The sequence below is a fragment of the Klebsiella sp. JB_Kp042 genome, assembly GCF_040065275.1.
In the GTDB taxonomy this organism is placed as follows: Bacteria; Pseudomonadota; Gammaproteobacteria; order Enterobacterales; family Enterobacteriaceae; genus Klebsiella; species Klebsiella quasipneumoniae.
Genome location: NZ_JBEAJL010000097.1, coordinates 1 through 23270 on the forward strand (window position 1 = coordinate 1; position 23270 = coordinate 23270).

Annotated in this window: 20 protein-coding genes; 4 read left to right on the forward strand and 16 right to left on the reverse strand. The window is 54.9% G+C overall.

Annotation, left to right across the window (positions count from 1 at the left end):
* The first annotated feature begins 214 nt into the window (after positions 1-214).
* Positions 215-1843 (forward strand): sensor histidine kinase, encoded by a 1629-nt coding sequence (locus tag ABLV54_RS19130; RefSeq protein ID WP_050534017.1) that lies wholly within the window; start codon positions 215-217, stop codon positions 1841-1843.
* The gene (locus tag ABLV54_RS19135) at positions 1836-2540 is read left to right on the forward strand and encodes a response regulator (RefSeq protein ID WP_044525323.1); all 705 of its coding nucleotides are present in this window, start codon (positions 1836-1838) and stop codon (positions 2538-2540) included. Before ABLV54_RS19130 ends, ABLV54_RS19135 begins: the two co-directional genes overlap by 8 nt.
* Positions 2541-2545: 5 nt before the next feature.
* Here ABLV54_RS19135 and ABLV54_RS19140 read toward each other — a convergent pair whose 3' ends face one another.
* Positions 2546-3175, reverse strand: a complete 630-nt coding sequence (locus ABLV54_RS19140; RefSeq protein ID WP_050534018.1) for a serine-tRNA(Ala) deacylase AlaX — start codon at positions 3173-3175, stop codon at positions 2546-2548.
* A gap of 92 nt (positions 3176-3267) precedes the next feature.
* Here ABLV54_RS19140 and ABLV54_RS19145 point away from each other — a divergent pair, with 92 nt between their 5' ends.
* Complete coding sequence (locus ABLV54_RS19145) at positions 3268-4197, forward strand: LysR family transcriptional regulator (RefSeq protein ID WP_032452406.1); 930 nt, start codon at positions 3268-3270, stop codon at positions 4195-4197.
* On the opposite strand, the gene ABLV54_RS19150 is transcribed toward ABLV54_RS19145, so the two are convergent.
* From ABLV54_RS19150 to ribF, 7 genes are all read right to left on the reverse strand, one after another.
* Positions 4145-4510: a DUF805 domain-containing protein gene (locus tag ABLV54_RS19150; RefSeq protein ID WP_049014574.1), complete on the reverse strand. Its 366-nt coding sequence runs from the start codon at positions 4508-4510 to the stop codon at positions 4145-4147. The genes ABLV54_RS19145 and ABLV54_RS19150 overlap by 53 nt on opposite strands.
* A gap of 29 nt (positions 4511-4539) precedes the next feature.
* The gene (gene rihC, locus ABLV54_RS19155) at positions 4540-5454 is read right to left on the reverse strand and encodes a ribonucleoside hydrolase RihC (RefSeq protein ID WP_050534019.1); all 915 of its coding nucleotides are present in this window, start codon (positions 5452-5454) and stop codon (positions 4540-4542) included.
* Positions 5455-5522: 68 nt separating this feature from the next.
* Positions 5523-6473, reverse strand: a complete 951-nt coding sequence (gene ispH, locus ABLV54_RS19160; RefSeq protein ID WP_002887979.1) for a 4-hydroxy-3-methylbut-2-enyl diphosphate reductase — start codon at positions 6471-6473, stop codon at positions 5523-5525.
* 1 nt (position 6474) lies between these two features.
* Positions 6475-6924 (reverse strand): FKBP-type peptidyl-prolyl cis-trans isomerase, encoded by a 450-nt coding sequence (gene fkpB / locus ABLV54_RS19165; RefSeq protein WP_023291927.1) that lies wholly within the window; start codon positions 6922-6924, stop codon positions 6475-6477.
* A gap of 116 nt (positions 6925-7040) precedes the next feature.
* The gene (gene lspA / locus ABLV54_RS19170; RefSeq protein ID WP_023291926.1) at positions 7041-7541 is read right to left on the reverse strand and encodes a signal peptidase II; all 501 of its coding nucleotides are present in this window, start codon (positions 7539-7541) and stop codon (positions 7041-7043) included.
* Complete coding sequence (gene ileS, locus ABLV54_RS19175) at positions 7541-10357, reverse strand: isoleucine--tRNA ligase (RefSeq protein WP_044525330.1); 2817 nt, start codon at positions 10355-10357, stop codon at positions 7541-7543. The genes lspA and ileS overlap by 1 nt, the downstream gene beginning before the upstream one ends.
* Before the next feature lie 43 nt (positions 10358-10400).
* Positions 10401-11339, reverse strand: a complete 939-nt coding sequence (gene ribF / locus ABLV54_RS19180; RefSeq protein ID WP_004204236.1) for a bifunctional riboflavin kinase/FAD synthetase — start codon at positions 11337-11339, stop codon at positions 10401-10403.
* Between the two features lie 329 nt (positions 11340-11668).
* Here ribF and rpsT point away from each other — a divergent pair, with 329 nt between their 5' ends.
* On the forward strand, positions 11669-11932 hold the full coding sequence (gene rpsT / locus ABLV54_RS19185; protein WP_002887965.1) for a 30S ribosomal protein S20: 264 nt from the start codon (positions 11669-11671) through the stop codon (positions 11930-11932).
* Positions 11933-12041: 109 nt separating this feature from the next.
* Here the strand turns inward: rpsT and nhaR are convergent, their stop codons facing one another.
* The 8 genes from nhaR to dnaK all read right to left on the reverse strand — a co-directional run bounded on the left by nhaR (position 12042) and on the right by dnaK (position 22956).
* On the reverse strand, positions 12042-12938 hold the full coding sequence (nhaR, locus tag ABLV54_RS19190; RefSeq protein WP_023291923.1) for a transcriptional activator NhaR: 897 nt from the start codon (positions 12936-12938) through the stop codon (positions 12042-12044).
* Positions 12939-12992: 54 nt separating this feature from the next.
* Positions 12993-14168, reverse strand: a complete 1176-nt coding sequence (gene nhaA, locus ABLV54_RS19195; protein WP_032429094.1) for a Na+/H+ antiporter NhaA — start codon at positions 14166-14168, stop codon at positions 12993-12995.
* 171 nt (positions 14169-14339) lie between these two features.
* Complete coding sequence (locus ABLV54_RS19200) at positions 14340-15608, reverse strand: hypothetical protein (protein WP_044525318.1); 1269 nt, start codon at positions 15606-15608, stop codon at positions 14340-14342.
* A gap of 27 nt (positions 15609-15635) precedes the next feature.
* Positions 15636-16835 carry an anaerobic sulfatase maturase gene (locus ABLV54_RS19205; protein ID WP_101881742.1) on the reverse strand — a complete coding sequence of 400 codons (1200 nt, stop codon included), beginning with the start codon at positions 16833-16835 and terminating at the stop codon, positions 15636-15638.
* A 99-nt stretch (positions 16836-16934) separates the two neighbouring features.
* Complete coding sequence (locus ABLV54_RS19210) at positions 16935-18428, reverse strand: sulfatase-like hydrolase/transferase (RefSeq protein ID WP_050534021.1); 1494 nt, start codon at positions 18426-18428, stop codon at positions 16935-16937.
* Between the two features lie 20 nt (positions 18429-18448).
* On the reverse strand, positions 18449-19216 hold the full coding sequence (locus ABLV54_RS19215; protein WP_023291918.1) for an outer membrane protein OmpK: 768 nt from the start codon (positions 19214-19216) through the stop codon (positions 18449-18451).
* A gap of 602 nt (positions 19217-19818) precedes the next feature.
* Positions 19819-20952: a molecular chaperone DnaJ gene (gene dnaJ / locus ABLV54_RS19220; protein WP_002887955.1), complete on the reverse strand. Its 1134-nt coding sequence runs from the start codon at positions 20950-20952 to the stop codon at positions 19819-19821.
* 87 nt (positions 20953-21039) lie between these two features.
* Entirely contained in the window at positions 21040-22956 is a 1917-nt protein-coding gene (gene dnaK, locus ABLV54_RS19225; RefSeq protein ID WP_023291917.1) for a molecular chaperone DnaK, read from the reverse strand.
* Between the last annotated feature and the right edge of the window lie 314 nt (positions 22957-23270).

Here is a 23270-nt window from a genome sequence, read left to right on the forward strand (position 1 = left end):
CTCGGCGATCGCCGCCGGGGTGATGCTCAAGTACGTGCTGGCGATGTAGGCCGGCGTCCTCCCCGGAGGCGTGGCCGTTGCCCCGCCTCCGGGTCAGGATTAACAACACCCCTTTGCCATCGATCACTTTTCTGAAATTAGCGGTTCTGTGCGCCATCTGCGGGTTCTCGGGCCGCGAAACGGGGAAACTAATCATTTAATGTCTATTGGCGCTATGTATACCCGAAAAATCACCCACTGGTTTGCCAGGCGATCGTTTCAGAATCGCATCTTCCTGCTGATCTTATTCACCTCGACGATCGTTATGCTGGCGATGTCATGGTATCTGACCGACATTACCGAAGAGCGTCTGCATTACCAGGTCGGGCAGCGGGCGCTGATTCAGGCAATGCAGATTTCGGCGATGCCGGAGCTGGTCGAGGCGGTTCAGAAACGCGACCTCGCCAGAATCAAAGCGCTTATCGACCCCATGCGTTCGTTCTCCGACGCCACCTATATCACCGTCGGTGATGCTAGCGGCCAGCGCCTCTATCACGTCAACCCTGATGAAATCGGCAAATCGATGGAGGGCGGCGACAGCGATGAAGCACTGTTAAACGCGAAAAGCTACGTGTCAGTGCGCAAAGGCTCGCTGGGTTCCTCGCTGCGCGGTAAATCACCGATTCAGGACGAGACCGGCAAGGTGCTCGGCATTGTGTCGGTAGGCTATACCATTGAACAGTTAGAGAACTGGCTCAGCCTGCAGATAAGCTCGCTGCTGATCCCGATGGCGATCATGTTACTGCTCCTGCTCTACTGCGCCCGCCGCTTCTCGTTGCATATCAAAAAGCAGATGCTGAATATGGAACCCCAACAGCTGTCGCAGCTGTTGATCCAGCAAAACGTATTGTTTGAATCCGTGTTCGAAGGGCTTATCGCCATCGACTCCCGTTACAAGATCACCGCGATTAATCAGACTGCCCGCCGGCTGCTCAACCTGAGCCAACCGGAAACAACGCTTATTGGTAAAGGGATCAGCAGCGTGATTTCGCAGGAGGCTTTCTTCTACGATGCGCCGCAGACCAATAAAAAAGACGAGATCGTCACCTTCAATCAGATCAAAGTGATCGCCAGCCGGATGGCGGTGATCTTAAATAATGAGCCACAGGGCTGGGTGATCAGCTTTCGTAGTAAAGACGATATCAACACCCTCAGCCTGCAGCTTAGCCAGGTACAACAATATGCCGATAACCTGCGCGCCGTGCAGCATGAGCATCGCAATCTGATCTCCACCATCGCCGGCCTGCTGTTTCTTAAACGCTACGATCATGCGCTGGATCTGATCCAACAGCAGTCGGAAAGTCACCAGAAGGTCATCGATTTTATCGCGCGTAATTTCCAGGACAACCACCTGGCCGGGCTGTTGATCGGCAAATATTACCGGGCCAAAGAGCTTGGACTTGAGCTGATTTTCGATCCAGCCTGCTTCGTCGACAGATTACCCACCGCCCTTTCTCACAACGAATGGATCTCGATCGTGGGGAATCTGCTTGATAACGCCTACAATGCCAGCCTGCAACAGCCGCAGGGCTCAAGGCAGATAGAGTGCCTGATCAACAGTGACGGCCACGAGGTGATTATCGAGGTCGCCGATCAGGGATGCGGCATTGACGAGACGCTGCGCGATCGGATCTTCGAGCGCGGCGTCACCAGCAGCGTCAGCAAAGATCATGGCATCGGACTCTGGCTGGTTCGCAGCTACGTGGAACAGGCAGGTGGCAGCATCGTCGTCGAAAATAACCTTCCCTTTGGCACCATCTTTACTCTTTATATTCCCCTGACCCGAGATGAACATCATGGATAGCATCACCACTCTTATCGTTGAAGACGAACCTATGCTGGCGGAGATCCTGGTGGATAACATCAAACAGTTTCCCCAGTTCGACGTCATTGGCATTGCGGATAAACTCGAGAGCGCCAGGAAACAACTCAGACTGTATCAACCGCAGCTGATCCTGCTGGATAATTTCTTACCTGACGGCAAAGGTATCGACCTGATCCGCCATGCGGTCAGTACCCATTACAAGGGGCGGATTATCTTTATTACCGCTGATAATCATATGGATACCATCAGCGAAGCACTGCGCCTGGGGGTGTTCGACTATCTGATTAAGCCGGTGCACTATCAGCGCCTGCAGCACACCCTGGAGCGCTTCGCTCGCTATCGCAGCTCGCTGCGTTCCAGCGAACAGGCCAGCCAGATCCACGTCGATGCGCTGTTTAATATTCAGGCTCGGGAACAGACGGAACCGGCCAGCGCACCGCTACGCGGGATTGATGAAAGCACCTTTCAGCGCGTACTCCAGCTGTTTGCCGACACGGGGGTGGTGCATACCGCCGACTCGCTGGCGCGTATCCTTGGCAGCAGCAAAACCACCGCCCGCCGTTATCTGGAACAAGGGGTGAAGAACGACTTTCTGGAAGCGGAAATTAGCTACGGCAAGGTTGGTCGACCGGAGCGTATTTATCGCGGCAAACAGACCTCCCCTGAGCAGGTCTGAAACGTTTACGCCAGGGAATAGCTAACCACCAGCTGCCCCTTCTTCATCTTAATCTGACTGATAAGAATGTCGCCCAGCTCCGCCAGGCGGGCGACATGTGTGCCACCGCAGGGATAGGCGGGCAGTTCGCCAAACCCCACCATGCGCAAACCCTCAGCGAAGATCACCTGACGCGGGAGGTCCTGCGCCTGCCATGCCTTCACCTGGCTCAACAGCGCGCTGGCGTCGGGTATCACGGCGTGGTTCCCGCCGGTGAAAGCGATCCGCCCCTCGCCAGGCCAGTGGTGCGCTTTCACCGGTTGCCAGCCAAGCTGTTCGCCCGCCAGGCCAAGCAGGTGGCCGGCGGAATGCAGGCGGGCATGCAGGTGTCTCGCGGAGGCATCTATTCTCATCTCCACTTCACCGAGGGGAAGCGGTTGCGACAGAATATGCAGCACGCTGTCGCCGCGCACAATAACCGTCTCAACGGCCTGACCAGCTATCCAGCCGCGATCCGCCGGTTGACCGCCCCCTTGCGGGTGAAACAGCGTCCGATCCAGTTCGATGGCGTAGCGGCCATCCGCTTCCGCAGTGCAGGCGATGATCTGGGCGCGCCCATCGGTAGCGTCGCTGGTGTAATAAACCCGTTCAGTCATAGTGATTCTCCTCTCTGTCCGCCCAGTATATTATTAATACCGACAGCGATAATCCTATCACCAGCCAATGCACTCTTGCTCCGGGAGCACAAATGAATCTCAGCCTCCTGCCCGACCTTGCCCTTTTCGTCCAGATCGTCGACCAGGGCAGCTTCTCCGCCGTCGCCCGCCAGAGCGGCATTACCCCTTCCGCCGTTAGCCGCAGCGTGTCGCGGCTGGAGCGAGAGATGGGCTGCAAACTGCTGCAGCGTACCACCCGCAAGCTGCGTCTGAGCGATGCCGGGGAAACGGTGTATCAGCATGCCCAGCAGATGCTGGAAGCGGCGCGACAGGCGATGGATTCCGCCGGCAGTCGCCAAACGGTCGCCCAGGGAAAGCTGACGCTCAGCGTACCGAAAGCCGTCGGCCGCTTCGTGATCCATCCGCTGATGATGGCGTTTTTTCAGCGTTACCCGCAGGTTGACGTCTGCCTGCGGCTGGAAGATCGCCCTCTGGATTTTATCGATGACGGTATCGATCTGGCGTTACGCATCACCGATACCCCCTCGCCCGGTCTGCATGGCAAACCGTTGATGCCAGTCACGCACGTTATCTGCGCCACTGAGGTCTATTTACAGCGCCACGGTATGCCGCGCACGCCGCAGGAACTGCGCGCGCACAGCTGCATCAGCCTTGGCGAAACGCCCGCCGACGCGCGCTGGAAGTTCCGTCGGGAAGGGAAAACCGAAACGGTGCAAACATACGGGCGGTACGCCGCCAACCATACCGCCGTGCGCCTCGACGCGGTCAGGCAGCATTTAGGGATCGGCAGCCTGCCGCTGTTCACCGCCCGCGAGGCGCTGGCGAATGGCGATATCGTGCAGGTGCTGCCCGAATGGGAATTTATCAGCAGCTACTCCGGCGATCTGTGGCTGCTCTGGGCGGGAGATAAGCATATGCCCGCAAGAATGCGGGCGATGATTGATTATCTCAGCGAGACGGTGCCGGCGCTGAACGCAGGCAGCATAGCGCCAGCGAAATAACCGCAAACCACGGAATGATAACCCCCAGCACGAACCAGAGCCCGGAGCGGCCGATATCATGCATCCGCCGGCAGCCGATCGCCAGCAGAGGGAGAGTCATCAGCAGCAACCACAGCGCAGCAAAGGGAATAACAACAAAACTGAGGATGCCGTATTGAGGGTTAAAGCTGGTTGCCAGCCACCAGACGGCCAGCGGCGCGCTGGCGATCAGTAGATTGATAAGAAAAAACGTCCAGAACTGCTGTCGGCTGGCCCGGCCGCTAAAATTAAAGGTCTCTTTCCAGCCGCTTAAATACGCCTGTCCATAGGTCATCACTTCTCTCCTTGAAGATTGGGTGAGTATCACGGCGCCAGGGCGATCACCTCCGCCGCCCAGCGCTGAAACCCGTCGACATCGATATCCAGCGCCACCTGGGCATTGGCCGGCTGGCCCAGTCGCCCTTCGATATCCACCACCGTGGCGCCGGCGGTCCAGGTTCCCTGCGTCTCCACCGCCACAAAACACGGCTGTAGGGTGAACAGTTCCGGGCGGACCAGCCATGCGATAGCGCAGAGATCGTGCATTCTCAGACCACTACTCATGCTGCCGCTACGATAGTGGCTAAACAGCGCATGGAGCATTTTACCGGTCTGATTCAGCGTCGGCAGGGTCGCCAGATAATCCGCCGTCAGCAGCGCCCGATTGGTGACGTCCAGCCCGCACATGATAATCTCCAGCCCGCTGTGGAAGACTTTCGCGGCGGCTTCCGGGTCGATGGCAATATTGAATTCGGCATTCGGCGTAAAGTTGCCCCGGCCCGCCGAGCCGCCCATGATCACCAGCCGGTGAATGTTGAACAGGCATTCCGGATACTGGGTCAGCAGCAGCGCAATATTGGTCAATGGGCCAATCGCCACCAGAGTGATCGGCTCGGCAGCATGCATCAGCGCATCGCGGATCGCCTGGAAGGCCGGCTTCGCCAGCGGCTGCCGGTGATGCTCAACAAAGTCATACCCTTCCATACCGGATTCGCCATGCACCGAGGCGGCATCGCGCAGGGGACGCACCAGCGGCATCGAGGCGCCCTGCGCCAGCGGCACATCGGCATGCCAGAAGTGCAGCAGCTGCAGCGCGTTACGGGTCGTCTTCTCTACCGAGACATTGCCCGCCACGGTGGTCATCAGTTGCAGATCCAGCTCAGGGGCGAACAGCGCCGCGGCAATAGCGGCAGCATCGTCGATGCCCGGGTCTGTATCAAGAATGATCGGTAAGCGCATGGTTTCTCCCTAAAAAAAAATGCCAGACGTTAAGTCTGGCATCTTCTCATACTGCTGACGGAAAGAACTTACTCTACTTCACGGACATCCACACGCAGCTCTTTCGGCACTTCAAAGACGATATTCTCTTCCCGGCCTTCCAGCGGTACGGCTTCGCCGCCGCCCAGCTCCTGCAGGCGGGTAATGACGTTCTGCACCAGAATATCCGGCGCCGACGCGCCCGCCGTCACGCCAACGCAGGCCGCATCCTTGACCCACGCTTCCTGAATATCGGAGGCATCGTCAATCAGGTAAGCCGCCTTACCCATCCGCTGCGCCAGTTCGGCGAGACGGTTTGAGTTGGAGGAGTTTTTCGAACCAACCACCAGCACCACGTCAGCCTGCTCCGCCAGCGCGCGCACCGCTTCCTGACGGTTAGTGGTGGCATAGCAAATGTCGTCTTTGCGCGGGCCGACGATTTTCGGGAAACGCGCGCGCAGCGCGTCAATCACATCCGAGGTATCATCCACCGAGAGGGTGGTCTGGGTCATAAACGACAGCCGGGCGTCGTTTTTGACTTCCAGCTTGAGAACGTCTTCCGGCGACTCGACCAGGTACATGCCCCCTTGCGGGTTATTGTACTGCCCCATCGTGCCTTCGACTTCCGGGTGCCCGGCATGGCCGATCAGAATCGACTCTTCGCCACGGCGGCTGGCGCGGGCGACTTCCATATGCACTTTCGTCACCAGCGGACAGGTGGCGTCGAACACCGTCAGATCGCGGCTCTTCGCTTCATTCCGTACCGCCTGCGATACGCCGTGAGCGGAGAAGATCAGGATCGCGCCATCCGGTACTTCGCTGATCTGTTCGATAAAAATGGCGCCGCGCTTGCGCAGGCTATCCACCACATAGCGGTTATGCACCACTTCATGACGAACATAGATCGGCGCGCCGTACAGCGTCAGCGCGTTTTCTACAATGCTGATAGCGCGGTCAACGCCAGCGCAAAAGCCGCGCGGGTTAGCCAACAGGATCTGCATGTTAATCCTCCAGCGCCGGATCGATCTCCAGCACTTCAATATCAAAATGAACGGTGCGCCCGGCCAGCGGATGGTTGAAGTCGACGGTGATGGAATCGCCGTTCACTTCACGGATCACGCCAGGCATTTCGCTGCCATCCATTGCGGTAAAGAGCATAATCGCGCCGATCTCCGGCTCGCCGGCGTCGATAAACTCGCGGCGAGAGAAATACTGAATCAGGTCCGGGCTCGGGACGCCAAATGCGGCGTCAGGCTCCAGCGAAAAGGCCTTTTTCTCGCCCTCTTTCAGACCAAGAAGCTGTTGCTCCAGCCCCTCAGACAGGGAGGTGTCGCCGAGGCGAAACAGCGCCGGTTTGCCATTGTTACGGGTGGACTCGGCGGTGGATCCATCGTCCAGCTTCAGCGTGAAGTGAACGAGAACCGCGCTGTTGCTCTGTACGGATTTAGACATGCAAATTGCTCGCTTGTTTTCGGTCTCCTGTTGCCCGGAGGCGCTACGCTTACCGGGCGACGGGAGACCACACATTCTGTAGGCCGGGCTGACGTGGCGCCACCCGGCATTAACATTTACGCCTGCTCTTTTGCGGTCGGTTTCGGCAGGAAGCCTTCCAGCACAATCATCGCCGCGCCGATGCAGATAGCGCTATCGGCGAGGTTGAAAGTGGCGAAGTGCCAGTCGCCGACGTAGAAGTCGATCATATCGACCACAAAGCCGTGCCACAGGCGATCGAACAAGTTGCCCAGCGCGCCGCCGATAATCAGGGCGTAGGCAATATTGTTCAGCTTTTGCGTCGCCTTCGAACGGTACATCAGCACCGTCAGCACCACGCAAATGCCGATGGCGATCCCGGAAAAGAACCAGCGCTGCCAGCCGCCGCTGTCGGCGAGGAAGCTAAAGGCCGCGCCATAGTTGCGGGCATAATGCAGATTAAGCGACGGGAACAGCGGAACCGTCTCCCCCAGAGCGAAGTTCTGGAGGATCAGGAATTTGCTGCCCAGATCGATAATCAGCACGGCTACGACCACCCACAGCCAGCGTAGCCCCGTTGAACAAATCGATTTACTCATCAGGCGAATTTACGTTGCTCGCCGTCACCGGCGACGTTGCTCACACAGCGTCCGCAGATTTCCGCGTGTTCCGCCACCTTGCCGATATCGGTGGTGTAATGCCAGCAGCGCGGGCATTTCTCACCTTCAGCTTTGCTCAATGCGACTTTCAGCCCTTTGAGCAGTTCGCTCTGCTGGGCATCAGCAGGCGCGCTCGCATAGTCTGCGACGTTCGCCCCGGAGGTCAACAGGACAAATCGCAATTCATCGCCCAGCGCGTTGAGCTTAGCGGCCAGATCGGCATCAGCATACAGCGTCACCGAGGCTTCCAGCGAGCCGCCGACTTTCTTATCCGCACGCGCCTGTTCAATCACTTTGTTGACTTCGCCACGGACTTTCAGCAGCTCATCCCAGAAGCCGTCATTCATCGCTTCGTCGTCGGCCAGACCGAAGAGACCTTGATACCATTCGCCGGTAAAGACGTATTTCTCACGCTCGCCCGGCAGGTAACCCCAGATTTCGTCCGCGGTAAAGGACATGATCGGCGCCATCCAGCGCACCAGCGCTTCCACGATGTGGAACAGCGCGGTCTGGCAACTGCGACGCGCCACGCTGTCCGCTCTGGCGGTGTACTGACGGTCTTTGATGATGTCGAGGTAGAACGAGCCCATCTCAATGGAGCAGAAGCGCATCAGGCGCTGCACCACTTCGTGGAAGTCGTAGGATTCGTAGGCTTTCAGGATATCTTCCTGTGCCGCCTGCGCGCAGCCGACCGCCCAGCGATCCAGCACCACCATCTCTTCCGGTTTGACCATGTCTTTTGCCGGATCGAAACCGTTCAGGTTGGCCAGCAGGAAGCGCGCGGTGTTACGGATACGACGATAGCTGTCCGCGGCGCGTTTGAGGATCTCGTCAGAGACCGCCATTTCGCCAGTGTAGTCGGTGGAAGCCACCCACAGGCGCAGGATATCGGCGCCCAGCTTGTTCATCACGTCCTGCGGGCTAACGGTGTTGCCGATAGACTTGGACATTTTGCGGCCCTGACCATCGACGGTGAAGCCGTGGGTCAGTACCTGACGATATGGCGCTTTGCCTTTCATCGCCGTGGAAATCATCAGAGAGGACATGAACCAGCCGCGATGCTGGTCGGAGCCTTCCAGATACATATCGGCGGCGTGACCGGCGAATTCCGGACGCACGTCAACCACGGAAGAGTGGGTCGACCCGGAGTCAAACCAGACGTCGAGGGTATCCGGCACTTTCTCGTAGCTGTCAGCGTCATCGCCAAGGATGTCGCGGGAATCGAGATCCCACCACGCCTGGATGCCGTCGACTTCAACACGCTTCGCGACTTCTTCCATCAGCTCAAGGGTACGCGGGTGCAGTTCGTGAGTTTCTTTATGCACGAACAGCGACATCGGCACGCCCCAGGTACGCTGACGGGAGATGCACCAGTCAGGACGGTTGGCGACCATCGATTCGATACGCGCCTGGCCCCAGTCCGGGATCCACTGCACGCCTTTGATCTCTTTCAGCGACTGCGCGCGCAGACCTTTCTGATCCATGCTCACGAACCACTGCGGGGTGGCGCGGAAGATAATTGGCGACTTGTGGCGCCAGCAGCACGGATAGCTGTGCTGCATTTTTTCCACATGCAGCAGCGCGCCGCGCTCACGCAACATCTCAACGATGATATCGTTGGCTTTGAAGACGTTGATACCGTCCAGAGACGGATAGGTGCCTGGCAGATAAGCCCCGTCCGGGCCAACCGGGTTAGCGATTTCCAGACCGTATTTCTGGCTGATCGTGTAATCGTCCGGACCGTGGCCGCCGGCGGTATGCACCGCACCGGTACCGGCATCCAGCGTCACGTGGTCGCCAAGGATCGCCGGCACGTCGAAATCGAGGAACGGGTGCTGGAAACGCATCAGTTCAAGCTCGGCGCCGTTCACCGCCGCCAGGATGGTGTAATCGGCCGCGCCAACGCGCTTCATCACGCTCTCAACGAGGTCTTTCGCCAGGATCAGCGCCTGGCCGTCCACCTGCACCAGCGCATAGTCGAACTCTGGCGACAGGGAGATGGCGCGGTTAGCCGGCAGGGTCCACGGGGTGGTGGTCCAGATAACCAGCGACACCGGGCCGTTGACGTCGGCGACGCCGAATTTCGCCAGCACCGCGGCTTTATCTACCGCGTGGAACGCCACGTCGATGGATGGAGAAGTCTTGTCGTAATACTCCACTTCCGCTTCCGCCAGCGCGGAACGGCAGTCTACGCACCAGTGCACCGGCTTGGCGCCTTTATGCAGGTGACCGTTGCCGATGATTTTACCCAGCGCGCGAATGATGTTGGCTTCGGTTTTGAAGTCCATGGTCAGATACGGATGCGACCAGTCGCCCAGCACGCCGAGACGGATGAAATCTTTACGCTGACCCTCGATCTGCAGAGCGGCATATTCGCGGCACTTGGCGCGGAATTCTGCGGCGGTGAACTTCTCGCCCGGCTTGCCGTATTCCTGCTCTACTTTCAGCTCGATCGGCAGACCGTGGCAGTCCCAGCCCGGAACGTAAGGCGAGTCATAGCCCGTCAGTCCTTTGGACTTAACGATAATGTCTTTCAGAATCTTGTTAACCGAGTGACCAATATGAATACTGCCATTCGCATAAGGAGGGCCATCATGCAGAATGAAGGTTTTTTTGCCTTTTTTGGCTGCACGAATGATGCCGTACAGGTCATCATCGGTCCAACGCGCCAGCATTCCCGGTTCGCGTTTGGCGAGGTCGCCACGCATAGGGAACCCTGTTTCCGGCAAATTCAGGGTCGATTTATAGTCACTCATCAGATTCTCGGTTCCGTATTTCGGTTTGATAAACACCAGTGGCTCAGGCCTGGCTGGTCAGCCCAAATAATTCGCGGGCCGTTAACTCATCACGTGCGATTTGCGCCTTCAGCTCGTCGAGCGACGCAAACCGCTGCTCATTACGTATCTTTTTACGCAGTACTACATTGATATGGCGACCGTAGAGGTCCATTACAACATCCAACAGATGCACTTCGAGCTGCTGACGCACGCCCGCTACCGTTGGACGGGTGCCAATATTGGCGACGCCGGCGATCGGCTTGTCGCCCAGCCCTGTCACTTCTACCGCATAGACCCCTTTAACCGGGGAAACCTGACGACGCAGCGGTAAGTTCGCCGTCGGAAAACCTATGGTACGGCCCAGTTCGTCGCCATGCACGACGCGTCCGGAAATGCTAAACGGATGGCCGAGCAGCGTCTCCGCCAGCAGGAGATCGTCGTCGGCCAGCGCCTGACGCACCGCCGTGCTGCTGATCCGCACCCCGCCTTCGCAGAAGGTTTGGGTGCTGGTGACGTCGAAGCCGTATTCCGCCCCCGCCTTTTGTAATAACAAGAAATCCCCCTGGCGACCAGCGCCAAAGCGGAAATCGTCACCGACGGCAAGGAACTGCACGCCCAGGCGGCGCACCAGCAGTTCACTGATAAAATCCTGCGCCGTCAGCGCGGCGAACCGGCGGTCGAAGCGAACGCACAGCACATAGTCGACCCCGCTTTCAGCCAGATAGCTCAGCTTTTCACGCAGGCGGGTCAACCGCGCCGGGGCTTTATCGGCGGCAAAGAGCTCGAGCGGCTGGGGTTCGAAAATCATCACCACCACCGGTAAACCGCGCTGGCGGCCCTCTTCGCGCAAGCGCTGCAGCAGCGCCTGATGCCCACGATGCACGCCGTCAAAATTGCCAATGGTCAGCACGCACCCGTGCGGGGCCTGACTGAGATTATGTATGCCGCGTATCAGCTTCATGTCTGGCTCAAAACAGTGAAAATCGTCCGAGTATACCTTGTACAACTGTCAACGTTAACCAGCGATTGCTCCTCGGCAACGAAAGTTCTCAGGAATTCATTCACTCAGCGCGAGTCAGCCGGAAAACCGCCCGCCCCCGGCGATTTTTATGGTGGAAAAGCTGTATTCGCCTGCAACAAGCTGGTAGAATCTTGCGCCATCACTACGTAATGAAGCGCTGTGGTGTTAAACGGCGCTTATTTGCACAAATCCATTGACAAAAGAAGGCTAAACGGGCATATTCCTCGGCCTTTGAATTGTCCATATAGAACACATTTGGGAGTTGGACCTTGGCTAATATCAAATCAGCTAAGAAGCGCGCCGTTCAGTCTGAAAAGGCTCGCAAGCACAACGCTAGCCGTCGCTCTATGATGCGTACTTTCATCAAGAAAGTATACGCAGCTATCGAAGCTGGCGACAAAGCTGCTGCACAAAAAGCATTTAACGAAATGCAACCGATCGTGGACCGTCAGGCTGCTAAAGGTCTGATCCACAAAAACAAAGCTGCGCGTCATAAGGCTAACCTGACCGCTCAGATCAACAAACTGGCTTAATCGCTGCTTGTTGTCGCTTTGTGAAAAAACCCGCGAAAGCGGGTTTTTTTATGCCTGTCATCTTTCCCGTCCTGGCGCGACCTGAGCCACGCCAGCCCACGCTTTCCGGCTATCTGGGTTCAGTAAACAGCGACGAATAATCGCGATTGCAGATGCGCTGTACCGCCGGATGCTGAATCATCCGTTCGGCGAAAATGGCGTGATACTCCTCCATCACGCTATCCATGCGGCCAATTTCGACAATCGATTCATCATGGTAGAAATCATGCGCGTAGAGCGTCGGCGCGACAAAAATCGCATTATGCGCGGCGCCGAAGGCTTTCATGAGCGCCGCGTCGTCAAACTCGCCGAGGATCTCCACCTTCAGCCCCTGCACGTTAATCCAGTTCAGCAGCTTACGTCCCAGCATCGAGCGTCGACCAGGGATCAGAAGCCGTCGCTCTTCAAGACAGGCCGGGAACGGCTTCATTGGCGCCGGGTTCATGCACCAGAAGCTGACGCTGCACTCGCCAATCTTCACCGAAAACAGCCCTTCCTGCTGCGTCGAGTCGATCGGGCAGTCAGAGATAATCATATCGAGCTTATGCTGGCTCAGCTGCTCCAGCAGCAGCTCATGGGTGGATTCAAAACAGCGCAGATGGATCTGCTCGCTTTCGACAACGGCGGCATCCAGTACGCCGCTGACCAGCCGTTTCGATAGCGCATCGGCCACGCCGACGTCAAACAGCAGATTCGACTCTTTGCGGTAGTTGACGATGTCGAGCATCTCCTGGCTCAGGGTAAACATCCGGTCGGCATAGCGAAAAACCAGCTCCCCGAGCTCGCTCGGCTCCAGCCCTCTTCCCTTGCGCTTAAATAACTTACCCTGCAGACGCTCCTCCAGCGCTTTGATCTGCCCGGTAATGGTTTGCGGCGTCAGAAACAGCGCCTCCGCCGCGCCCACGACAGACCCTTCTTTATAGACGTGCCAGAAGTAGTACAGATGGTTGTAGTTGATATGTGACATGCTTCTCTCCCTGATAATGTCCAGGAGAGCCTGGCAGGCCCTCCTGCAGAAAGGTTATACCGCGAGGCGAGTATCCGTTACGCGCTGACGCAGTATGAGGTAGCCGGTAACAGCTGATACCACCGATCCAATTAAGATGCCAAGCTTGGCCCAGTTGATTAACGCGGGATCGACATTGCCGAAGGCCAGCGTGGCGATAAAAATCGACATCGTAAAGCCAATCCCGCACAGAATGCCCACCGCCATAATCTGCCGGCAGGTGGTCCCCTCCGGTAGCGAGGCCCACTTCAGCTTCAGGGCCAGCCAGCAGAACAGGCTGATCCCCAGCGGCTTACCGATAAACAGGCCGGCCATGATACCCAGGGGCAGCAGCGACGTCAGTCCATCAAGCGTAACCCCCCGCAGCGAGACGCCCGCGTTGGCGAAGGCAAACAGCGGCAGGATCATAAACGCCACCCACGGATGCAGGACATGCTCAAGCACTTTAGCCGGTGACTGACCCTGCTTCTCCTGGAGCGGGATCATAAAGCCGACGATGACCCCGGCAAGCGTCGCGTGAACGCCGGACTTCAGCACCGCGGTCCACAGCACCGCACCGACCAGAATATAGATCCCGGTGCGTCGCACGCCGCTCAGATTCAGAACCACCAGCACCGCAATCGCCGCCGCCGCCACGCCCAGCGAGAGCATTGACAGGTCGTGGGTATAAAACAGCGCGATAATCACGATAGCCCCAAGGTCATCAATAATCGCCAGCGCCATCAGGAAAATCTTCAGCGCCGTCGGGACGCGGCTGCCTAACAGCGCCAGCACGCCGAGGGCAAAGGCAATATCCGTCGCCGCCGGGATCGCCCATCCCTCTCTGGCGACAGGATCCTGAGCGTTAAAGGCCAGATAGACCAGCGCCGGGACGATCATCCCGCCGAGCGCGGCAATCACCGGAAAGACCGCCTGACGGCGACTCGCCAGCGAGCCCTGAATCAGCTCGCGTTTGACCTCCAGGCCAATCAGCAAGAAGAACACCGCCATCAGGGCATCATTGATCCATAGCAGCATATTCTTGTTGATCTCCAGCGCTCCCACCCGCAGCTGTACAGGCGTATCAAGGAAGGAGTGATACAGACCGCTGGTCACGCTGGTATTGGCCATGACCATCGCCAGCGCCGCGGCGATGATTAAGACAATGCCGCCGGAAGCATCGCTACTGAAGAATCGTTGCAGATGTTTCACTTTTACTTTCATCCTGTTGGTGAATAACTCGATAAAAGTATAATACACAGACTGATAACTCGAAAAAATCAGATTTAAGTTGCGCTAATGCTCGATTTTTACGAGTTAAAGAGGAGGGATAAGACAATGATAGACTGGGCAGCAAAAGGCCAGGCGTTGACGAAAGCAGAATTAACCGCGCAGATCGTCCCACATTTTCTGTCTTTTATTATATTCATATTTCAGACAATCCAGCGTCACGGTCACGTTCGCCGGAGACAGGCGATTTAGCTGCGGCAAAAAAGGATGCGCGTGCAGGTATTGAATAAATTTCGTCGCGCCATTTAACGTGGCGTGCCGCAGATTGGCCGTTTTTTTATTGCCGGTTAGGTTACAAACCGCCATCGCATAGTCCCGTGTAGAGAAGGTCCGCCAGACATTGTTGCGGTTCCCTCCGCCCATAAACAGGCGCGGCGGGATATCATGCAGCGGCGGCGTCATGCCTCGCTCTCTGACAAATGAGATATGGCATCGCCCCTGTTGAACCTGCTGCAAATTCGCCATCAGGCAGCCACCTAATATAAAACATTCCTGATCGATGTAGTGTTGAATATTGAGGGAGCGTGCATCTGTCAGTGTTTTGACTAATTCAAAATGGCGATAAGCCGGCAATACGGGTTTGACCAGCATTCCCGGATCGTTTTTGTATAACGCCGCCGGTCCGTAATCCACATCAAAAAGCGTTGCGCGCCGCATCGTTATCGCTTCTTTCCGTTGCACAAGATGTACCAGCGTACCGGGCGGCAGGCGCTCTTCGTAATAGGAGTGGTATTGATACTCCGCTTCAACGGGCTGGAGTGAATAATTGGTTGTTACGGATATAATCCGACCGGTAGTCTCCTCGGCGGTGACCAGCACATACAGAAAATTGTCACCGCCGTTAAATTTAACCCGAAAAGCGCGGGTGCTGAGGGTAATGTCGAAAGCGGGAAAGGCAAACTCGCGTTCCGCCTGATTTGCCCTGCGGGATAACTTCTGTAATTCACGGCTTAGTCCGGTACTGTCTAACGCAAGGGCGGATCGGATATCCGCCAGCGAAGCCCCTTCCTGGATGAGTGCGGCAAGATAATCCTGGCGCGGATCGGTTTTATATCTGACGGGATAAAGAAATGTTTTATGGCACTGCTGGCAGCAGACGCGTGGCTCTCCCTGCGCGGAAAAGCCATACTTTTTTAGTGAGGCGCCGCCGCATCCGGGGCAGGATTTTATCAACCCTTTCCATACCCGATTTACCGACTGGCGAAAAAGATTCAGCGATCTTGCCGAAATCACAGGAAAATGAAAACCACATGCCCTGCATAACACATTTTTCCCCTGGTTCTGGTAATCCGGGCTGTTCAGCACGCCCAGATTTTTGCAGCCTGGCGTTTTGCAGCTATCGACATTAACCTGAGAAAACATGATTAACTCCCTGTGACGGTATGGTTTTCAAACAAATATTGATTTTATCTCTGCCGGTGAAAAACCATTCTGATGGAGTGTTTTCATCGCGCTCATAGTCACCGCGCTATGAGAGAAAAACGCTTTATAGCCTGCGCACAAATAGTTGTGGTTTCTCTCGCCCGTCGCGGATGGCAAGAAGCGGTGCTTGGGGCAGCCGCCGTAGCAGGCAAATTGCCACTGACAAGAGCGACACTCCTGCGCCATTGAGTGGCTTTTATCATCACCAAACTGCTGGTTTTGCGCGCTATTATTCATTGCATGTAGCGTCGTATCCTGAATATTTCCCAGCCTGTACTGCGGATAAACAAAATGATCGCAGTTATAAACGTCGCCGTTCATCTCCATCGCAAACGCGCTGCCGCAGGTTGGCGCGAATACGCATACCTGGGGAGGCAACCCACACCAGGCGGCAAGCGTTTGTTCAAACATCTGTATGCCTATGTCGCCAATGTCTTCGCGGACCCATACATCAAAAATAGCGTTAAGAAAATGGCCAAACTGTAGCGGATCAACCGACCACGGCATCATTTTTGTTTGCCTGTCTTCAGGGTGCGCCAGCCCAAGGCCGCTCTTTTCGCTGCTTCTTTCCACCAAAGGGATAAATTGCATATAACGGCTGCCGATGCTCTTCAGATAGCGATATACCTGAAGCGGATGGCGCATATTGCTCTGATTAACAACCGTCAGCGTATTAAATTCAACGCCGTGGCGGTGCAGACATTGTATGGCCTGTTCAACTTTCGCATGCGTCGCTTTTCCCGAGCGCGTAACGCGCCATTCGTCATGCAAGGCTGCATCACCGTCAATGGAAATACCGACCAGGAATTGATTGGCCCGAAAAAACTCAGCCCATTGGTCGTCGATCAAAATGCCGTTCGTCTGGAAGGTATTCACAATCGTTTTTCCCGCAGCATAACGCTGCTGGAGTTCGATCGCCCGGCGATAAAAAGGCAGCCCCATCAACGTCGGTTCTCCGCCCTGCCAGGCAAAAATCACCTCATCAACCTCTTGCGCGGCAATATGTTGTTTAATGAAGCGTTCCAGCATCTCGTCTGACATTCTGTAGTTGCGCTTTCGCTCCGGGTAGAGCTTTTCCTTTTCCAGATAGAAGCAGTACTTACAATCAAGATTGCATACTGAACCTGTCGGTTTAATCATGACCTGACAGCTCTTTCTTCGCATGATCGCTATATCCATCCCAATAAAAAGAACCTGATTCAGTTTAAACACCGAATCAGGCGGGCATCGCCCTAAGTGGCATACTACGGTTTTATGGTTATTCGGTTAGCCCCAGGTGACCGGCGTCGGCTTATCGCCACGGGCTTTCATTAACGAATCGTTATCGATGTCTGCTTTATACTTCAGGAACTTATCGTATAGTTGTTTCTCAATATCCGGCCGTTTGCCAATCTGATTGAGCGTTTCGTAACGGTCGGTCTTCAGGTTGTAGAGATATTTCGGTTTATTTTCACGATCGATGATCATCTTCCAGTCGCCATCCCTGATCGCCCACTCATCGGTTGGATCGTCCTGGAATGGCATATCAACGCCGAAGATCAACGGCTTATTACGCTCCAGCGGCTTCTGTTCCAGCAGCGGAACCAAAGACTGGCCATCGTACGTGCGATCGTTCGGGAGTGTAAAATCCATCATCTTCGCCAGCGTCGGCATCCAGTCAAGACCGGAAACCGGCGTATCCGTCACCATCCCCTGCGGCAGATGTTTGCCATATTTAATAATCGCCGGAACGCGGATGCCGCCTTCCCACAGATTATCTTTACGGCCACGCAAACCATCGGTCTCACCCGCCAGGTTCAGCTCATACACCTTACGCGCCTCACGCGTTACCGGGCCATTGTCACTGGTGAAAATCACGATGGTGTTGTCTTCTTCGCCCATTGCCTTAATTTTATCCAGCACTTTACCGACCTGAGCATCCATGTAACTGATGTTCGCGTAGTACTCCCCCGTGCCACGCCACGGTTTATCAGCCCAGTCGCCATAAAACAGATCCGGGTGCTGTTTTTGGTACGCGCTCATATATTGCGAGTACATATCGAGATACTTCTTCGGCGAAGCCAGCGGGCTGTGCACCTCAGTAAACGCGACATATAAGAAGAACGGCTTATCATCTTTCTTATTATCCAGCCAGTTCACCACTTCAGAGCTGACAAATTCACCGCTCATTTTCTCTGCGCGACCAATTCGTTGCCCATTGCGTAGCCATCCTGTCGGATGCACCACCCCGTAGCGAGGACGCTCTTTGGCATTATCCAGCGTGGAATCCGTGACAAATCCCGCCGGATTCACCAGACTGTAATCAAACCCCATATCTTTTGCCTGGGGTTGATCGGTACGATCTCCACCTGCATTCAGGTGCAGTTTGCCCATCATCGCCGTGTCATAGCCCTGCTGTTTCAACAGATTGGCGATGGTCAGTTCATTACGCCCTAATGCAACATCTTTGCCTTCCGGGATCCATGAGCGAATACCAGTGCGAAATGGCATACGACCGGTTAACAGACCCGCACGGGAGGGGGAGCACAGCGGCGCAGGCGCATAATAATCGGTGAATTTCACCCCTTCCTGCGCCAGTTTGTCGATATTCGGGGTTTTGACAATGGGATGTCCATAAGTTGCAAGATCGCCATACCCTAAATCATCAGCCAGAATAATAACCAAATTAGGACGCTTTTCTGTTGCGGCATGTGCTGTTGACAGCGCGCTCCCGGCACATAGCGCCAGCCCAATCATACTGGCAACAACTGTTCTTTTCATTTTAACTCCTTTGACATTTTTTAAAATTCATACCCAACCATATAAATCATTTGATCGCCAAAGCCGTCATAACCTAATTTGTTTTTAAAATAACGCCAGGTTACCGTTGCCTTCCAGCGAGGATAAAATTTCCAGGCCAGCGTTAAACCACCATTAATTCCATAATCACCGTGTTGCTGTTCCGCGTAGGCATCATTTCGCTCAAATTCAATTTCATTCCAGTCTGACAGAACAAATTTCTCGTCAAATAGCGTGAAGTTATAAGCTGCCGTCCAGCCCAGCACATACCCGTTCCAGCCGCTTGTTTGCCCATATTTTGGTGAAACATAATCACCCGACTCATTGTGGAGTCCTAGGTAAGGTTTAAAGAATCCCCATTTCCCGGACCATCCCAGATAACCAAGACCATAAAACATGTCCAGATCATCCCCCCACGTATTTTCCCACTGGCCATAAATCTTGCCAAAGAGCGTATAGTCAGAGCCAAAAAGGCGAACATGCGTCATCGCTGAAACCGTATGGTTACGCCCCGCGACAGAATGGTTGAGTACATTACTTTCAAAAAAAGAATAGAATTCGGCTTCTTTAAAATTGACGCCAAAATCAGCTGTGGCTTTCCAGACTTCACCACGACCTACATCGACAAAGCCGCTGTTCCAGTCAGCATAACCTGCATTAATCGATCCAAAAGAATATTGGTAGTCCAAAGATGCTTGTACGGAGTGACTAAATCCCAAGGATGCTGCAAGTATCGTACAAGCCAATAGCGTATTTTTTATCCGAGGCATTGAAAGTATTTCCCAAAGTTATAATTCGTCCATAGACATACACTACTTTTCTGCGGCGCTTATTGTTAGCGAAACACACCATCAAAATAGTGATGAAAATCTCATATCAAAAGGGACGATGGGTATTATCAGGCATGTGTCAAAATATGTTGTTTTAGTGAGGGTAAGTTATTATTTATAAATATCCGGCACGATCATAACGCACTTGTCTGTTACCTATTTTTGTCATAACTGGCGCGCAAGGACGTTATTGATTTGAGCGACGTCCGACAATACCCATTTGGGCAACCACAGATGAAACGTTCGGGCTTTATCCTGGATGATTAAGACATAATGCCCCAGCAACATCGAAATGACCAGACCATCAATTATTCATGTTATAAATAATAAAGCCCTATTGAGATTAACTGCACATATATTAAATGCATGTAGGTTATGCCATAAGGGAAAAATAAATCAATGGGAAGAACGCTGTTAATACTCCTGATTCAATAAAATAATGATTCTGAATCAAAGAGTTAAATTAATGGATGCATCAAGAACAAATAAAAAAGCCTGGGATTTCTCAATCTCAGGCTTTTTATCAGCAATAACGGAAATGATTAACGAGTCAAATCATCAAAAAACTTCTTCACACCGTCAAAGAAGCTTTTCGAACGCGGGCTGTTGTTTTCCCCGGTCGGGCCGCCGAAGCTTTCCTGCAGCTCTTTCAGCAGCTGCTTCTGCTTCTCGTTCAGCCCCACCGGCGTCTCCACCACCACCCGGCACAGCAGATCGCCCTGCGCGCCGCCGCGAACGGATTTCACGCCTTTCCCACGCATGCGGAACAGCTTGCCGGTCTGGGTTTCACCCGGAATTTTCAGGTTGACGCGACCGTCGAGCGTCGGGACCTCAATCTCACCGCCCAGCGCAGCCATGGTGAAGTTGATCGGCACTTCGCAGTACAGGTTATTACCTTCACGCTCAAAGATAGCGTGCTGCTTCACCTGAACCTGAACGTACAGATCCCCTGCCGGTGCGCCATGCTCGCCGGCTTCGCCTTCGCCCGCCAGACGGATCCGGTCGCCGGTATCCACGCCCGCCGGGATTTTAACCGACAGGGTTTTGGTCTTCTCAACGCGGCCGTGACCATGACATTTATTGCACGGATCTTTAATCAGCGTACCGCGTCCCTGACAGTGCGGACAGGTCTGCTGTACCGCAAAGAAGCCCTGACGCATCTGTACCTGGCCCGCGCCATGACAGGTCGGACAGGTCTGCGGTTTGCTGCCTGCTTTGGCGCCGCTGCCGTGGCAGACGTCGCACTCTTCCAGCGTCGGAATACGGATCTCTTTGGTGACGCCACGTACCGCTTCTTCCAGCGTCAGCTCCATGTTGTAACGGAGATCGGCGCCGCGCGCCGCGCGCTGCCGGCCACGTCCGCCGCCAAAGATATCGCCGAAAACATCGCCAAAGATATCGCTGAAGTCCGCACCGCCGCCAAAACCGCCGCCGCCGCCCATGCCGCCCTGCTCAAAGGCCGCATGGCCGTACTGATCGTAGGCCGCACGCTTCTGGGCATCAGTCAGGATTTCATACGCTTCTTTGATTTCTTTAAATTTGGCTTCGGCCTCTTTATCACCCTGGTTGCGGTCCGGGTGATACTTCATGGCCAGGCGCTTATAAGCCTTTTTGATTTCACGCTCTTCCGCTGTTTTGGAGACGCCTAAAATCTCGTAGTAATCTTGCTTTGCCATCGGTGTTTTTCAGCCCCTTAACATGCGTGCACGGGCGGAGAGGAAACCTCTTCGCCCGTGCCAGTGTTTTACCCGTTCAAAGGGCGATTATTTTTTATCTTTCACTTCTTCGAACTCAGCGTCGACAACATCGTCGTCTTTCGCGTTGCTCGCCTGAGCGTCAGCGGAACCCGCCTGCTGCTGAGCATGCTGCTGCTGGGCGATTTCCATCAGCTTCTGGGAAACCTGCGCCAGCGCCTGCATTTTCGCTTCGATGTCCGCTTTGTCTTCACCTTTCAGCGAAGTTTCCAGCGCGGTCAGCGCAGACTCGATGGCAGTTTTGTCGTCAGCCGGCAGTTTATCGCCTGCTTCTTCAACCTGCTTGCGAGTGCTGTGCAGCAGATGGTCGCCCTGGTTACGGGTCTGTACCAGCTCTTCGAACTTACGGTCAGATTCGGCGTTAGCTTCCGCTTCGCGAACCATTTTCTGAATTTCTTCTTCATTCAGACCGGAAGACGCTTTGATGGTGATCTTCTGCTCTTTACCGCTGTTTTTGTCTTTCGCGGAGACGTGCAGGATACCGTCAGCATCGATGTCAAAGGTCACTTCGATCTGCGGCATGCCACGCGGCGCCGGGTTAATACCATCCAGGTTGAACTGACCCAGAGATTTGTTATCAGACGCGCGTTTACGCTCACCCTGCAGCACATGGATGGTAACCGCGGACTGGTTGTCTTCAGCGGTAGAGAACACCTGGCTGTGCTTGGTCGGGATAGTGGTGTTTTTGCTGATCAGCGCAGTCATCACGCCGCCCATGGTTTCGATACCCAGCGACAGCGGGGTCACGTCGAGCAGCAGAACGTCTTTCACATCACCGGTCAGTACACCGCCCTGAACGGCAGCGCCGATCGCCACGGCTTCGTCCGGGTTAACGTCTTTACGCGGTTCTTTACCAAAGAACTCGGCCACTTTCTTCTGCACCATCGGCATACGAGTCTGACCACCAACGAGGATGACGTCGTTGATATCGGAAACGGACAGACCGGCATCCTGCAGGGCTACTTTCAGCGGCTCGATGGAACGGTTAACCAGGTCTTCTACCAGGCTTTCCAGTTTCGCACGCGTCACTTTGATGTTCATGTGTTTCGGACCGGTCGCGTCTGCCGTGATGTACGGCAGGTTAACGTCGGTCTGCTGAGCAGAAGACAGTTCAATCTTCGCTTTCTCAGCGGCTTCTTTCAGGCGCTGCATCGCCAGCGGGTCGTTGCGCAGGTCAATGCCCTGATCTTTCTTAAATTCATCAACGAGGTAGTTGATCAGACGGGTATCGAAGTCTTCGCCGCCCAGGTGGGTATCACCGTTGGTCGCCAGTACTTCGAAGGTTTTTTCGCCATCAACTTCGTCGATTTCGATAATAGAGATATCGAAAGTACCACCACCGAGGTCGTAAACCGCGATCGTGCGGTTGCCAACTTCTTTATCCAGACCGTACGCCAGCGCGGCCGCGGTCGGTTCGTTGATGATACGTTTGACTTCCAGACCGGCGATACGGCCAGCATCTTTGGTTGCCTGACGCTGCGCATCGTTGAAGTAAGCCGGTACGGTGATAACCGCTTCAGTTACCGGTTCACCCAGGTAATCTTCAGCCGTTTTCTTCATTTTTTTCAGCACTTCAGCAGAGATCTGCGGCGGTGCAGTTTTGGTGCCCTTCACATCCAGCCATGCGTCGCCATTGTCTGCGGCAACAATTTTGTATGGCATGATAGAAACGTCACGCTGAACTTCTTCGTCCTGGAAGCGGCGGCCAATCAGGCGTTTAATCGCAAACAGGGTGTTTTGCGGGTTTGTCACTGCCTGACGTTTAGCCGGCTGACCAACCAGAGTTTCACCATCCTGGGTATAGGCAATGATAGAAGGCGTGGTGCGATCGCCTTCGGCGTTCTCCAGCACGCGTGCAGTAGTGCCATCCATAATCGCTACACAAGAGTTGGTAGTACCCAGGTCGATACCAATAATTTTACCCATCTAAACGTCTCCACTAAAAATTCGATCAACATGTGGTTGTGAACCTGTAATAAGGGCGAAACGTGCGGTTTCAACTGCCCAGACATCATTTTTTTTCAGGTTCTTCACTGCGGTTGACTACAAGATGGGGTCGCCCACCCCGGCATCAAGGGGCAAGCAGAAAAATTTTTTGTCGGAGGCCAGCCGACGCCCTCGCCCGCTGCCGTCGATGGCTTAGCAAACGATGTTGTCGGGCGGCAAAAAAGATGGCGAAACACCCATACAAGTAACGAATAAAAAAACCGAATATATTCATAATATCATTGACATAAAAC